This is a genomic window from Campylobacter australis, assembly GCF_050586305.1.
Classification (GTDB): Bacteria; Campylobacterota; Campylobacteria; order Campylobacterales; family Campylobacteraceae; genus Campylobacter_A.
The window spans coordinates 73578-88759 of record NZ_JAXUAA010000004.1; the positions used below are offsets into that span (position 1 = coordinate 73578).

The window sequence follows — 15182 nt, forward strand, 5'->3', positions numbered from 1 at the left end:
CTAAAATTTTTATATTAGTTGATCAGCTCTCTCTCTCTCTCTCTCTCTCTCTCTCTCTAAATACTCGCTATTTTCGGCATCTCTTTGGAGATTTTTTATGATACTTGAAAGCTTGGTTTTGTTTATTTGTGGCGAAAGTGTTCTAACATAAGATTTTAGTCCGCCTAGCTCTTTGCTTATCTCACTAAAGATAAACAGCCTGCTATCGACACTATATCTAATCCTAGCCTCATCAACATCAAGTATGACCTTATCCATCTCAAAGCCAGCTGCATTTTCATCGATAAGAACTGCGCCAAACGGCTTTTCTTTAAGCTCTTTCTCAAGCTCATCAATGCTATTTGCAACAGTCAGATACTCACTAAATTCTTTAAGCGCACCAGCAAAAATTTTGTTTTCTAATGGTGTTTTTTTGTAAAGCAGGATATGTTTGTTTGTTTTTTCTAGGTTACCTTGCTTTTTAAAACTTTCGATATTGTTGATGTATTTGGTTAGAATTTTTTCAAGTTCTTCGCCCGCCATCGGTTTTTTAATGGTGCTATCAAACATCTCAATTGTTTGCTGGGATAAAAATTTACTCGTATTTGAGATCATTGCGATGATAGGTGTTTTGAAATTTGGGTTTTCATCTTTTATGCGTTTTATTGTCTCGGCAACATTTGTGTTGGTTAAATTTATACTTGTAAATATTATGGTAAATTCATTCTCACTTTGTGTGCTTAAAGGCTCAAAGTTGTGTGATATGGTTAAGTTAATGTTATAGTTTCTAAAGGCAAACTCAGCAAATTTTACGCTTATCCCATTATCTTCGATAAGTAAAATTTGTGGTTTTAATAGGCTAAATTTCGCACTTTTTAGCTGAGAATTTGTTTGCATAAATGATAAAATTCCAAGTGGCGTTAGTGGATCTTTTATTTCTATTAGGTTTTTTAAAGCAGAACTTACCTCATGTTCGTTACGGATAAAAACTATGTCGTAGTTGTGTCCAGTAAGTAGCTTTGTATCATTTGCAAAGCTTTTAAATTTAATACCAAGACCGTCCATAGTTCGCTTGAAAAAGTCGTTGTATTCTTTGTTATTATCTTCGATAAAAGCAACATTTTTTGTAAATTTATCATAGAGTGACTCGCGAACATTTTTGATACGAAGCCTAAGTGTAAAGAAAAATTCATTTCCAACATTTGGAGTGCTTTTGATATTTAACTCAAGTCCTATCATTTTTAGGTATAAATTTGCCATCGATAGCCAAAAGTCGCTGTAATCAGCAGTCAGTAGGCGGTTTTTATCAGCATCTAGGATAGTTGCTATCTTGGCTTCACTCATTGGCTTTGCATCATTTTTAACACTTACTAAAATTTGAGAAACATCACTGCTTTTAGTAAAATCAGCTGGTTTTATCTCCACATATAGTTTTGAGTAGGCGTTACACTGGGCTGTTGCTCCAAAGATGATGTTAGCGATGATGGTTATTATCTTATTTTCGTCGCCTTCAACTTCATTTTTAATAGACGGATCGATGTAAGTTGCGTAGTTTATGCGTCTTTTTTCTATCTCGTAGATATTTGCCTCAAGAGCTTTTTTAAAGGTTGATTGTGGGCAAAATGTACTTGTTTTACACACAAGGTTTTCCTGCTTAAAATTTGCTATCTTGCTTAGGTTTTCTATTATAAGATGTGTGGCTGAGAAATTTTCTTCGATAAGATTTATCACCTTAATGCACTCAACATCTTTTAGCTCTTTTTTAAGAAATGCTAGGGCTTGAGAATTTTCTTTTAAAAGTAGTTTGTTCTTCTTTGCTATGTGTGTCATATAGTTGTTTTTTAGCCTATTTAGACCATCTATATAGCCCTTTTCATCTTGTAGTCCTTGGGTTATGTCACTTAATATTTTTATGATATTTGCATGCGAGTCATCGTCTGATTGTATATTAAATTTCTGTTTTGCTTCGTTTGTAGCCTCTTTGATTTTTTGGTATCTTAATACATCTTTATATGCTATGAAAAATTTATACATGAATAGCAACGAAAGCATCGTAAAAAGAAATAGTAAGAGCTTGGCATTATTTATATTTTCTTCATTTGAGCTTAAGAGCTTTTCATCTATGACATCAGAGATTTGAGTTAAGAGCGAAGTCAGGTAAATTTTTAGCCTGTATAACATTATGATGTCTTTTTCTGTTATGATTTGCTCTTTGGTGACAAAATTTTGTCTAGCGCTTTTAAATTCTTCAAACAACTCTTTGCCGTAGTTTTTTTCTGTTATATTTAAAATTTTTGCATTTATCTCATCATCTAGTAGGTCTTGGCTTGAAATTTCAGCCAAACTTTCCATATCAAGCCAATCGGAGATAACTCTTTTGTTTGGAACAGTCTTGTTTTGTAGCGCGTCTAACATAAATTTTCTATCATCAAGCATCTTTGCAATATGGCTGTGTATTGAAATGGTTGATAAAATGTAAGTTTTTTCTTGGATCGATATATGGTCTGATCTTGCAAAGGTCGAGTAGTTTTGCAGTATTTTGTTGTTTAATGTCTTATCAAAATTTATAAAAACCGCACTGTATTTTATGTTTCCTTGTTTGATGAATTCTCTAGCGTTTGCTAGCTGTTCTAGCATAGATGCAGCAAGCTCTTCATTTTTTAGATGCCCTATCTTTTCATTGACTTCATCTCTTAGTTTTTTAGCGATATCATTTTGTAAGATGGTGTCTTTATCTATTGCATCTATAATGGCTTGTCGCTCAATAAAAAATGCGCGTATTATGTCTTTTAGTACGATTTGCTCTTTTAAATTTGTGCTTATTTTTTTTAAGTCTATTAATTTTATAGTCTGATGATATGTCCCATAGCTAAATGTAAGGATAGCTAGAGCTATTGGCAGGAGTATGAGGTATTTTTTCATTTTCTGTCCATTTGTTGTTGTAATAAATCAGCCAGTGAATTTATGCACTCTCTGGCACTTATAAGCAGATCGTTATAGACCGCTGTATTCGCATTTAAAAGTGCATTATAAATTTCTATTAAAGGCGTTATATGAAGATTTTGTGCTGGTTCTTTTAGTTTTGCAACAATCTTTCTTACCGTGCTATAGTTGTGTATGGTTATTAAATTTTGCAACATGATGTCGATTTTATTTGCACTTTGGACGAAAATTTTAAGATATTGTAAAAACTCATCTCTTGTGAGTACAAGCTTTAAATTTGCTTGCTCTAGCCATTCTAAGTTTATAGCTATGTTTTTTTGTTTAAGATTTTGCTTGTTTTTAGATTCGCTAAATATCATTGGCAATCGCAATATACTAAGAGTTGCGCCATCTTTTGTGCTTATCTCATCGTCAAATATCCTATCTTCAAGCCGCAAGTCAAGCTCATAAAGCTTATTTGCTTGCTTATGAGAAATTTCATTAACTTTTAAAATTATAACTAAAAGTTTGCCACTGCGTGAGCGTATATGTACTTTTTTGCTGTGAGATGATAGTGTAAGTATGTGCTTGATGATACTTTGCTTGTTATCATATCCAACCACGAATTCACCTACATCTTTGTGATTTTCCAAAAACTCAGTAAGGCTTGAAAATTCTAAAAAGTCAAGAGCCTTTTCGCCCATTCCTAGAATGTTAAAATTCTCATCATATATTATCAACTCTTGTTCCTTTTAGCACTTGAATCTTTTGTGCAACGCTTTTGTTTGTAAGCTTTGCTATCTCGTCAAAATTTGCACTATAAATTTTATCAAAACTTCCATAAAATTTTACTAATTTTTCTATGCTACCGGGCGAAACTCCAGCCTGAGCAAGCTTGGAGTTTGCAAGATCTTTTTTTTGTCTGGTTTTTCGGTGAAAACTTATGGCAAAACGATGACTTTCGTCGCGAAGTTTTTGAAAAAATTGTAGCTTTTTATCATCAGTGCCAAGGCTAAATTTGCCTTTTGTGGTGTAAATTTTATCTTTTGCAAAACCTTTTGCACGATGTGCTTTGCTGTCTATCTTTTCCTTTGAGATGGCTATGATATCAACATTTGCTCCACTGCTTGCTAAAATTTCATGCGCTAATCTTAGTATTGCTTCTCCGCCATCAAGTAGCCAAAGATCGGGTGCGGATAGTTTATCAAAACGCAAAGCTCTTGCGGTAAGACTTTCACGCATTTGGTCATAATCATTTTTGCTTTGTAAGTGCATATGGCGGTAGTTTTGTTTTGCCCATTCGCCGTTTTCATAGCGTATCATAGCACCAACATTTGCCTCACCAAAAAGGTGTGAGTTGTCAAAGGCTTCGATAACATATGGTATATGCTCAAGCTCAAAATAGCTTTGTATCTCAGATAAAAGCTCGTTTTGGCTTGTCTTGCGGTGTTTTTGGATGTTTATTTGCGCATTTTTGGCAGCTACTTCGCAAATTTTACGCTTTTCACCTATTTTTGGTGTTTGGATACTAAATTTTCTAGTGTTGTGTCTAGTATTTAGTATATTTTCTATTATACAACTATCCTCAAACTCATCAAGAGTGTAAATTTTTGTACTTACAAATGGTTGCTCTGGTGTAAAGCTTTCTAGGATTATTTGCTTATATGCCTCATTTATAGAGTTTTTGTCAAGCTCTTTTGCCATCGTGATAACGCTTTTTACTCCATTTACTCTTCCGTTTTGCACGCTAAAACGCACAGCACAAAGCAAGTCGTTTTCGCCTACAACAGCGTATGCCTCAAAATCCTCAAGTCTTGCAAGATCGACTTCAATTTTGGTATTTAAACTCTTAATAGCCTCTATTTGATCGCGCACAATAGCTGCTTGCTCGTAGTTTTGTGTCATAGCAAAGCTGCTCATCATCTCTTTAAGTCGCTTTATTAGTAAATTTGGATTTTGCAATGCTAAAATAGCCTCCTTTACTATCGTTGCATATTCATCAGTAGAGATTTTGCCTTCGCAAGGGGCTTTGCATCTACCTATCTGATAAAACAAACAAGCTTTTTTGCCTTTTAGGCACGATCTTTTTTGCGCTAAAGCAAAGTTTAGATACAGTCCATCAAGCATCTCTCTTGCGCCGCTAAAATATGGTCCAAAATAGCGTATATTTGACCCTTTTATGATCTTTCTTGTTATCTCAAAACGAGGGTAATCATCGGCTAAATTTATATAAATGTATGGGTAAGTTTTGTCATCACGAAGCAAGATGTTGTATTTTGGTTTTAGCTGTTTGATAAAGGAATTTTCAAGGATAAGTGCGTCTGCCTCTGAGTTTGTGACGATGTATTCAAGTCTAGCAGTTTGGCTTATCATTTTAGCAATTCGCATACTGACTTTTGGATTTGGAGCAAGTTTTGGTGTAAAGCAAAAGTAGCTTTTTACTCGTTTTTTTAAATTTTTTGCTTTACCTACATAAAGTAGGCGATTTTGTTTGTCAAAATACTCATAAACGCCAGGTTCATTTGGTAGAGTTTTTATCTGGTCAATTAATGCCATTTTTTGCCTTTATAATGGCTCTTAATGCTTCAAATTTCTCGTATAATTTTTCATCTTTGCAAGAATTTTCAAACTCGCCTTTTGCTCTGAGAGGTCTAAAAATTTGTGTATTTTGTTGTGTTTGTTGAGGTTTTTTTACTCCATGTAAAACAAAAAATTTTATGTGATGTATGCCTTCAAAAATAGATATTTTTCCATCATTTTTTGCTTTTGTAGCTATAATCTTTAATAAGCTTTTTATGCTAATTATATTACTATTATGCCTTAGTTCTTGTAGTCCAAGTGGGTGTTTTAGTGCGCAATGTAGTGTATCGCCACTGACATAGCAAAATGCTATTAAATTTCTATGATGCGGTTGCATTACTTTTAACAAACATGCGCATTCATAGGCTTTGCTTAAGTTTTTATACAAAGGATTTTTATAAATATGTTCAATCAAAATTTTAGCTTGTTTCATAAGCTCATTTTATCATTTTTTGTCTTAATTTTTCTCGCTGGCTGTGGATATAAAGCACGACCTTTTTATGATGAGGCGCCCACAAAAAAGAGTAAGACCGAGGCGATAAATAAAATTTAAATAAAATTTAGTTCTTTTTAAGTAAAATATCACAAATTTTAAAAATTCCAAGGAGAAAAGATGAAAATTCTTTCACTTATGTTGCTAATGTTCTCAGCTCTTTTTGGCTCTGGTGGCGAAGTTAGTACGATGCCAGATCTTACAACTACATGGGTAGGTATACTATGTTTTATCGTGTTTTTGATCGGATATTATTTTATCGCTGCAGAAGAGGTTTATCATATAAATAAAGCCAAGCCCGCACTATTTATAGGCACTTTTATGTTTGTGCTTATAGGAATTTATATGGTTGTAAATGGTATGGATGTTCATCCGTTAAATCATGAAGTAAATCATCTAATCCTTGAGATCGCTCAGATAGTATTTTTCCTAACGGTTGCAATGACATTTATCGAAGCCCTCATAGATAGAGATGTCTTTAATGCTTTAAAATACAACCTTGTATCAAAAGGATATAGTTATAAAAAACTATTTTGGCTAACTGGTGTTATCGCGTTTTTCTTAAGCCCAGTGGCAGATAACCTTACTACTGCGCTCATCCTTTCGACCGTTCTTTTAACTATCGACCGAGAAAATAAACCATTTTTGGTTGCTGGTGCCATAAATATCGTCGTTGCAGCAAATGCTGGTGGTGCGTGGAGTCCGTTTGGTGATATTACGACGCTTATGGTTTGGGCGGCTGGCAAGGCTCCGTTTATCGACTTTTTAGCACTTTTCCCTGCTTCTATCATAGGCTGGGTGCTTACAGCGTGGTTACTTTCGCTTAGTGTCCCAGAGGGAAGTCCTCACTTTGACCCTACCACAGAGCCAAAAGTGACTATCAAAAGAGGTGGCAAAGTGATAATATATCTTGGTATTTTTACTATCATTTGTGCAGTTTTAGGACATCAACTTTTCCATCTTCCAGCGATGTTTGGTATGCTTTTTGGTATGTCTTTACTCGGAATTTATACATATGTCTTCAAGAAAATTTACAAAGAAGAAAAGCCAATAAATTTGTTTCACTTTATGTCAAAGATAGAAAATGATACGCTGATGTTCTTTTTTGGTATCCTTTCTGCTGTTGGTGCGCTACACTTCCTTGGATTTTTGGATTATCTTATTAAGCTTTATGATGTGTTTGGTCTTACTAGCGTTAATATCGCTGTTGGCTTCGTTTCAGCTATTGTTGATAATGTTCCTGTTATGTCTGCCGTACTTAAGTCAAATCCACAAATGGGGCTTGATCAATGGTTACTTGTTACGCTTACAGCGGGTATTGGCGGTTCGATGATAAGCTTTGGCTCAGCGGCTGGCGTTGGCGTTATGGGTAAGCTTAAGGGAATTTATACATTTGGTGCTCATATGGCTCAGGCTTGGAAGGTTGTGGCTGGATATATCGTTTCGCTTTTGGTTTGGTATGTTCAATTTGAAATTTTAGGATTATACTAATGAGAAATGCAGATATTGTTGTTTTAGATTTTGGCTCACAATACACCCAGCTAATAGCTCGTCGTCTGCGTGAACAGGGAGTTTATGCTGAAATTTTGCCGTTTAACGCAAGGCTTGAGGATATAAAAATAAAACAGCCAAAGGGTGTCGTGCTAAGCGGCGGGCCTGCGAGCGTCTATGCTGAGGATGCTTATTTTTGCGATAAAGGTGTTTTTGAGCTAGGCGTTCCTTTGCTTGGAATTTGCTATGGTATGCAGCTTTTAGCACACACAAATGGTGCAAAAGTTGAGGCTGCAAACAAAAAAGAGTATGGCAAGGCAGAGCTTAGCATTTCTAGTACGCATCCGCTTTTTGAGGGTACGCCAGCCAAACAAATCGTTTGGATGAGTCATGGAGATGTTGTTCTTGAGCTACCAAAAGGCTTTAGTTCTCTTGCGACAAGCGAGCACTCTCCGTTTTGTGCCTTTGGAGATGATACACGCAAATTTTATGCACTTCAGTTTCATCCAGAGGTTCAACATACCGAGTTTGGAACACAAATTTTAAGAAATTTTGCAAAGCACATTTGTGGTTGTGAAACAACTTGGAACATGGGAAGTTTTGCTAAGGATCAAATGGCAAAGATCAAAGAAAAAGTAGGCTCTGATAAGGTGCTTTGCGCGGTTAGCGGAGGTGTTGATAGTTCTGTTGTGGCAGCACTTTTGGCACATTGTATAAAAGAGAATTTAATCGTAGTTTTTGTTGATAATGGACTACTTCGTACAAATGAGCGAGCGCAGGTTGAAAATACATTTAAAACTCGCCTTGGTGTAGATCTTATAACTATCGATGCGAGCGAGCTATTTTTGGGACGCTTGACTGGTGCAACTGATCCTGAGAGAAAGCGAAAGATCATAGGCGAGACATTTATCGAAGTTTTTGACGCAGAGGCTAAAAAGCATACAAATGTCAAATATCTAGCGCAAGGCACTCTTTATACTGACATCATAGAAAGCTCTGTTGTTGGTGCTGGCAAAACGATAAAAAGCCATCACAATGTAGGTGGCTTGCCTGAGTGGATGAAATTTGAGCTTATCGAGCCACTAAGAGAAATTTTTAAAGATGAGGTGCGCGCTCTAGGGCTTGAGCTTGGGCTTAGCCGAGATTTAGTATTCCGCCACCCATTTCCTGGACCAGGGCTTGCTATACGCATAATGGGCGAGGTAAATAAGCCTAGTCTTGAGCTACTTCGCAAAGCCGATGTTATTCTTCGTGATGAACTAAAAAGCACTGGATGGTACGAAAAGACTTGGCAGGCGTTTTGCGTGCTACTAAATGTAAATTCTGTAGGAGTTATGGGTGACAATCGCACTTATGAAAATGCTGTTTGTATCCGTGTTGTCGATGCGAGTGATGGTATGACGGCTAGCTTTTCACGACTTCCGTATGATTTGCTAGAAAATGTAAGCCGTAGGATAATAAATGAGGTTGATGGCATAAACCGCGTTGTTTACGACATTTCAAGCAAGCCACCAGCAACCATTGAGTGGGAATAGGCTTATCTTTTAGGATGACTGCTTGTCATCCTAAATTTTTATAATAATAGTTTTTTGTAATGACAGAAAATTTAACACATCCGTTTGAGCCTATTTTTAATGAAAATTCTCAAATTTTAATACTTGGCTCATTTCCTTCCGAAATTTCTCGTAAATATGGTTTTTACTATGCAAATAAAAGAAATAGATTTTGGCAAATTTTAGCTGAGATTTTTGGTGAGTCAGTGCCACAAAGCGATAGTCAAAAGCGCGATTTTTTATTAAGAAATCACATTGCGATATATGACTCGGCACTTAGTTGCACCATAAAAGGCTCACTTGATACTAATATGAAAAATGTAACTCCAGCTGATTTAAGTGAAATTTTTGCAAAGTCAAATATAAAAGCAGTCTTTGCAAATGGCACAAAAGCTTATAAAATTTGTCAGAAATTTCACACACAAATTATCTTGCATCACACTGGTAAAAGTGTGATAAAATTACCATCGAGCAGTTCGGCAAATGCAAAATTTAGCCTTGAAAATTTAGTGCAAGAGTGGTTAAAAATTTTAGAGTAAACTATTTAATTCATCAAGAAGTGGTTTAAAGTTACTAAAATCAATATGTTTATAATTTTTTCTTACATATTGTGAAAATTTTTCCTTATTATAGTGCATCTCTTTGTTGAAATCTTTTTCTTTTAAGCATAGACTTTTATTGTCAATCTTTGTGCTGAGTGTTTCATCTGTAAAAAGATTTTCTATTTCACATTCATCTTTGTCGTCAACTAGTTGATGTGTCAGTAAATATAAATTGTGTGTAATATGGCTATATAGTTTTTTATTTAACTCAATTTTTATATTATTAAGAAGTTGTTTTAAAGGCTTATCTTTGTTTTTTTGTTCGTTGTCAACTAGCAGTATCACTTTATTTTGTGTTTCTGTTTTGTATTTTTTTTGAAAAAGTTTCACTAAACTATTTTTATTGTTATACATGTTGTTATATATATTTAACATCACACTTCCACCGTCTATGTTTATACCTAAAAAATCACTTAATCGTTCTGTTTTATTAAGAAAAGATATGTTAAATTTAAAACTATTACCTTCTTTTGTTATAAGCTTTGGATAATAGTTGTATAAATTTTTTAAAGCTGATTTTATATAAACTATATCTGTTTTACCTTCAGTTACGATGAGTGTCTTTGGATTTTGTAAAAAATACTTATAGAATAAAAATTTCTGATACTCTTTTTCTCTGCCGGATAAATTCTGAAAAACGCGCTTTTTTCCATCAAGTTTATTATTATGTTTTGAAAGTCTGTCTATAAAAGCAAATCTTCCTTCTAGCTGATCGATTGTGCCATCTATTCCATTAATAGTAAAACTGCCATCTTTGTATAAAGCATTTGCCATAGCTCTTGTTGTCTTGTAATAGTTTTTGCTAACATTGAGTTTTTTATTAACCACCAGACCGGTTACTTCTTGTCTAGAATCTTTATAGAGTAGCCTAGTTTTTTTATCGTTTATTTTAAAACCTGCCTTTTCTATAATGGATGTTATTTCAAATAAAAATTTATCATAGTGTTTGGGAAATATTTTATTATTTGTTGAAAATGTTAAATCATCAGCATATCTTGTATAGTCTAATTTATATTTCTTTGCAAGCTTTAAAAGTCTAATGTCTAGGATGTTACAAATTAGATTTGTTATGATTGGCGAACATGGTGAACCTTGTGGCAGTCTTTGCTTATAACAAGCAAGCCTAGCTATTGTTATAGCAATTTCGCTTGAAACTTTAAAGTATTTATTTTTTTCAAAAAATCCTTTTACTCTGCCAAAATGGAAAGAATGAAAAAAGTCTAGCAAGTCAATATTTAAAACAAAACGCTTGTTTTTATGAATTATAGCGTTTGTGATAAAAGTTTTATCAGTTTCAAAGCCGTGAGATATATTTGGTATTTTATTTTGATTATATTTTTCCCATATATTTTTTTGATGTTTCCATAGCATGTTTTTTATTTTTATTTGAATTTGCTTTAAATCATCATGCGGAGCATCTATTGTTCTAACGCCACCATTTTTCTTTGGTATTTCAAATGAATAATACAAATTTTCTATTTTTTGTTTATAAATAACATATGTTATTTTTTGCAACGGTATATCCATAAATTTTGCAAAATTTTTTAGTGTTTGTAAATTGTTAAAATTTCCCAATTAATAACCATAACATTTAAATCGTATGTGGCGACTCATTAGGCACAAGCTCCTCTATAAGGGCTAATAATGTAATAGCAAAAGTCTGCTAATATTTTAGTCAATACCTGCGAAACACAAGTAAAAAATCTAGCCACATACTTAAGTTTTCATTTTAATATTATTAATGTTAAAATATGCTTAATTTTTTAAGAGCGAGATTACTCTCCCTTAAACCAGCCTGCTATCTTTTCAAAGACACTTTTATCGGTGGCTGTGCTTTCGCCACTTTTTACCCCAAAGCTCTCTTGAAGTTTTTTTAGAAGCTCTGCTTGCTCCTCATTGATATTTTTTGGATATTGTATAGAAATTTGCACCACAAATTTGCCAAGTCGCTTGGAATTTACATCTTTTACGCCTTCGTTGTCAAAGACAAACTGTTGTTTGTCCTTTGCTCCAACTGGAAGCTCAAGCTCTTTTGTACCACGAAGCGTTGGGATGACGATTTTTTCACCAAGCGCAGCCTGCGTGAAAAAGACTGGAACATCAACATAAATATCGTTATTGTGCCTTACAAAATGCTCATCCTCGCGTACACGAATCAGCACATACAAATCGCCTTTTTCGCCGCTAGGCATCGTGTTTCCTGAGCCAGCCACACGCATACGCATGCCATTGTCTATGCCCTCTGGGATGGTGATTTTAAGACTTTGTTTGTGTTCTTCAAAGCCACTACCTTTGCATTTTGAGCACTTTTCTGTAACCATCTCTCCGCTGCCATGGCAATATGGACACTCTTGTACAAAGCTCATAAAGCCTTGTCTTTGGCTTATGCGACCGCTACCACCGCAGTGCTTACAGGTTGAAATTTTGCCGTCCTTTGCGCCTGTTCCTTTGCAACTTTCGCATGCACTTTTACTTTTAAACTCAACCTCTTTTTCGCAACCAAAAACAGCTTCGTGAAAGTCAATCGTAAGTGAAATTTCAATATCAGCTGGGTATTTTTCGTTGCGTCTAGTTCGCCTTTTGCTAGAGCCACTAGCTCCGCCAAATCCGCCAAAAAACGACTCAAATATATCATTTATATCAAAGTCTGCGCTAAATCCACCAAAGCCCCCAGCGCCATTTAGACCATCTTTGCCGTATCTATCGTAAGTTTCACGCTTTTGTGGATCACTTAGAACCTGATAGGCTTCATTGACAGCTTTAAATTTCTCCTCTGCATCCTTGTCGCCTTGATTTCGGTCTGGGTGATATTTTAGTGCAAGCTTGCGGTATGCTTTTTTTAGATCATCTGCGCTTGCGTTTTTGCCAACTTCTAAAATTTCATAATAACTTCGTTCCACATTTCTCCTTTAATTATTTCTTAATTGTTGCTTTATTTCTTCAAGTGCTGCTATGCGATCAGTCGTTAGCGGATGTGTGCGAAACAACGAACTAAATGTGTTTGCAAGTTGTCCGAACGGATTTATGATAAACATATGAGCTGATTGTGGATTTGCATTTTGCATTACATAGCTTTTTGAGTAATTTTCAAGCTTTTTAAGTGCGCTGGCTAGGTGCTCTGGCTTGCCAGTCATCATCGCTGCACCTTTATCTGCTTTATATTCGCGCTCTCTTGAGATTGCCATCTGGATGATCGTTGCTGCAAGCGGTAAGATTACCGCCATAACGATCGTTGCTATGCCACCACCTTGGCGGTTGCCATCGCGATTTACCATGCCAAATTGCGCCATATTTGCAAGCATTGCTATTGCACCAGCGATCACGGCAGCGATCGAGCCAGTTAAGATGTCGTAGTGTTTTACATGGCTTAGCTCGTGTGCGATAACGCCTTGAATTTCATCCTTGCTAAGCAAATTTAAAAGCCCTTCGGTTACCGCAACTGCTGCATTTGTGTGGTTGCGACCTGTTGCGAAAGCATTTGGTACTTGCTCTGGTATTATATAAACTTTTGGCATTGGCAAATTTGCTTTTTCACATAGTTCTCGCACGATCTGAAATAGCCCACTAGCATTGCTTTCATCGACTTGCACGGCGTTGTAGCGCTTTAAAACTAGCTTGTCGCTGAAAAAATAGCTAAAAAAGTTCATTCCAAGAGCCATTAAAAATGCCATTACCATGCCCTGCTGACCGCCGATCTGACCGCCTGCAAATACAAAAACAAATGTCAAAATTCCCATCAAAATTGCAGTTTTAAAGATCTCCATTTTTAGCCTCCACTAAATTTAAGCCCAATATTATAGCAAAATTTTAAATTTTATCCCACTTTTCTAAAAACGAGTGTTTAAAATTGTGTAGATTATAAATTTTTTAAGTTAGTGCTTGCTCATAAATTGCTGTATCAACCTCAAGTTCGGCTAAATTTTCAAGCTCACTATCGGTTTTTATAATGCAGGCTATCTTGCTATCAAAGAGATAAAACTGCGCTAGTTTGGCGAAATTTTGTGCGAGATTTTTTTCACAGATTATTAGCTTTGCACCAACAGCATTTGCTATGATCGCTTGACTAATTTCATTACAAAAAACTCCAAAATCAACTTTTTTTTCAATTGCGGTTTTTATCAAATTTTCATCAAATTTAAATACGCAGTTTTGGCGAATTTCCGCCTTGGTTTTTGCATGTAAAAGCGACTCGTAAGGCGCGAGCGGATGTCCTATTAGCTGCATTTTAACCCTTTATGCATTCACGGCAGATAAATTTTCCACCGCTTAGCACGGCGTCTTTGGTGGCGACAAATGTCCCACACTTCTCGCACTCGACGAAATTTTCAATCTCTTTATTTGTTTCATCTTTTTTTCGTAAAATTTTAAAAAACACAACATAAATAATGACACCAACGATGATTAGCGTTAAAATTTTTCCTAGCATATTTTTTCCATTAAAATGTAATTTCTATTTTTATCATTATAAATTTTTGCATCAAAGCCATCTAATTCGTCAGCAACACTGCTGCCTTTGTAGAACAAAAATTTCGTTTTTTCATCATAAAAACCATAGCAAATCTTGATAAGCTCAGGAGTTTTCATTAATGCCCTTGATGTGATAAGCTCGGCGTGAAATTTTTTGCTAAGCTCGATTTTCTGGCTATGAACGACTAAATTTTCTAAATCCAAACTCGCCTTTACAAAGCTTAAAAAGCTTGATTTTTTCACATTTGGTTCAAACAGATGCCATTCACACTCCTTTAAAATCATCGCCAAAAACACTGCTGGAAACCCAGCTCCAGAGCCAACATCAATAGCCGTGCGAATGCCGCTAAGATCGATAAGTTTAAGTGGTTTTATGCTGTCATTTACCTGCTCGGTGATGCTTTTGTAGTTTGTCAGACTATGGACACGGTTAAATTTAGCTAAAATTTCACTAAACTGATCTACTTTTTGCGAAAAATCACTTGGAATTTTCATCAAGCATATGTCCCATCTGTTCTTTTTTTACGCGTAGATACTCTTCGTTAAATTTATTTGCTTCTATTACGATTGGCACGCGAGCGACTACTTTGACGCAGGTTAAGCCCATTAGTTTTAGTGGGTTGTTTGTGAGTAAATTTATCTTTGTGATACCAAAATCTTTAAGGATAAAATCAACTATCTCATAAGTGCGCTCGTCCGCCTTAAAGCCTAGTTGGTGGTTTGCCTCGATGGTGTCAAAGCCCTTATCTTGTAGAGCGTAGGCATTTACTTTGTTTAAAAGTCCGATATTTCGCCCTTCCTGACGCAGATATATTACCATACCGCCGTATTCTTCGATGTATTTTAGACTTGCTTCAAGCTGATCTCGGCAGTCGCATTTTAGACTTCCGATAGCATCGCCAGTAAGGCACTCTGAGTGAATTCGCACATTTGCAACTTCGCCAAAAGGCTCTTTGTATATCACCATATGCTCTTTTACACCCTCTTTAAAGGCTTTGATTTTAAATTGTCCGAAGCGTGATGGCAAATTTGCCACATTTGAAAGTTCAATATTCATAAAAATTTAACTCCTGTTATGTTAAACTTGCTAAAATT

14 protein-coding genes are annotated in these 15182 nt (G+C 35.4%); 3 read left to right on the forward strand and 11 right to left on the reverse strand.

From position 1 onward, the window contains the following. Positions 1 to 9: 9 nt before the first annotated feature. The 4 genes from U5B17_RS06650 to U5B17_RS06665 are packed head-to-tail and all read right to left on the reverse strand — an operon-like array spanning position 10 to position 5914. Positions 10 to 2901: a hypothetical protein gene (locus U5B17_RS06650; RefSeq protein WP_430804568.1), complete on the reverse strand. Its 2892-nt coding sequence runs from the start codon at positions 2899 to 2901 to the stop codon at positions 10 to 12. Then, positions 2898 to 3641, reverse strand: a complete 744-nt coding sequence (locus U5B17_RS06655; protein ID WP_430804569.1) for a hypothetical protein — start codon at positions 3639 to 3641, stop codon at positions 2898 to 2900. Before U5B17_RS06655 ends, U5B17_RS06650 begins: the two co-directional genes overlap by 4 nt. Continuing rightward, positions 3628 to 5457, reverse strand: a complete 1830-nt coding sequence (uvrC, locus tag U5B17_RS06660) for an excinuclease ABC subunit UvrC (protein ID WP_430804570.1) — start codon at positions 5455 to 5457, stop codon at positions 3628 to 3630. Before uvrC ends, U5B17_RS06655 begins: the two co-directional genes overlap by 14 nt. Continuing rightward, complete coding sequence (locus U5B17_RS06665) at positions 5444 to 5914, reverse strand: hypothetical protein (RefSeq protein ID WP_430804571.1); 471 nt, start codon at positions 5912 to 5914, stop codon at positions 5444 to 5446. Before U5B17_RS06665 ends, uvrC begins: the two co-directional genes overlap by 14 nt. Before the next feature lie 180 nt (positions 5915 to 6094). On the opposite strand from U5B17_RS06665, the gene nhaD reads away from it, so the two are divergent. From nhaD to U5B17_RS06680, 3 genes are read left to right on the forward strand one after another with little or no spacing between them, the layout of a single operon-like run. Beyond that, positions 6095 to 7465: a sodium:proton antiporter NhaD gene (nhaD, locus tag U5B17_RS06670; protein WP_430804572.1), complete on the forward strand. Its 1371-nt coding sequence runs from the start codon at positions 6095 to 6097 to the stop codon at positions 7463 to 7465. After that, positions 7465 to 9000 (forward strand): glutamine-hydrolyzing GMP synthase, encoded by a 1536-nt coding sequence (gene guaA, locus U5B17_RS06675; protein ID WP_430804573.1) that lies wholly within the window; start codon positions 7465 to 7467, stop codon positions 8998 to 9000. Before nhaD ends, guaA begins: the two co-directional genes overlap by 1 nt. 59 nt (positions 9001 to 9059) lie before the next feature. Then, positions 9060 to 9557, forward strand: coding sequence for a DNA-deoxyinosine glycosylase (locus U5B17_RS06680; protein ID WP_430804574.1), 498 nt, complete (start codon positions 9060 to 9062; stop codon positions 9555 to 9557). On the opposite strand, the gene U5B17_RS06685 is transcribed toward U5B17_RS06680, so the two are convergent. The 7 genes from U5B17_RS06685 to ribA all read right to left on the reverse strand — a co-directional run bounded on the left by U5B17_RS06685 (position 9549) and on the right by ribA (position 15144). Next, complete coding sequence (locus U5B17_RS06685) at positions 9549 to 11195, reverse strand: retron Ec67 family RNA-directed DNA polymerase/endonuclease (RefSeq protein ID WP_430804575.1); 1647 nt, start codon at positions 11193 to 11195, stop codon at positions 9549 to 9551. The two genes, U5B17_RS06680 and U5B17_RS06685, sit on opposite strands and share 9 nt — an antisense overlap. 200 nt (positions 11196 to 11395) lie before the next feature. Then, on the reverse strand, positions 11396 to 12520 hold the full coding sequence (dnaJ, locus tag U5B17_RS06690; RefSeq protein ID WP_430804576.1) for a molecular chaperone DnaJ: 1125 nt from the start codon (positions 12518 to 12520) through the stop codon (positions 11396 to 11398). A 9-nt stretch (positions 12521 to 12529) separates the two neighbouring features. After that, positions 12530 to 13384, reverse strand: coding sequence for a zinc metalloprotease HtpX (gene htpX, locus U5B17_RS06695; protein ID WP_430804577.1), 855 nt, complete (start codon positions 13382 to 13384; stop codon positions 12530 to 12532). A gap of 103 nt (positions 13385 to 13487) precedes the next feature. Further along, positions 13488 to 13844, reverse strand: a complete 357-nt coding sequence (locus U5B17_RS06700) for a hypothetical protein (protein ID WP_430804578.1) — start codon at positions 13842 to 13844, stop codon at positions 13488 to 13490. Position 13845: 1 nt separating this feature from the next. After that, the gene (locus tag U5B17_RS06705) at positions 13846 to 14046 is read right to left on the reverse strand and encodes a PP0621 family protein (RefSeq protein ID WP_430804579.1); all 201 of its coding nucleotides are present in this window, start codon (positions 14044 to 14046) and stop codon (positions 13846 to 13848) included. Continuing rightward, positions 14040 to 14582, reverse strand: a complete 543-nt coding sequence (gene rsmG / locus U5B17_RS06710) for a 16S rRNA (guanine(527)-N(7))-methyltransferase RsmG (protein WP_430804580.1) — start codon at positions 14580 to 14582, stop codon at positions 14040 to 14042. The genes U5B17_RS06705 and rsmG overlap by 7 nt, the downstream gene beginning before the upstream one ends. Continuing rightward, entirely contained in the window at positions 14566 to 15144 is a 579-nt protein-coding gene (gene ribA, locus U5B17_RS06715; protein ID WP_430804581.1) for a GTP cyclohydrolase II, read from the reverse strand. The genes rsmG and ribA overlap by 17 nt, the downstream gene beginning before the upstream one ends. Positions 15145 to 15182: the final 38 nt, after the last annotated feature.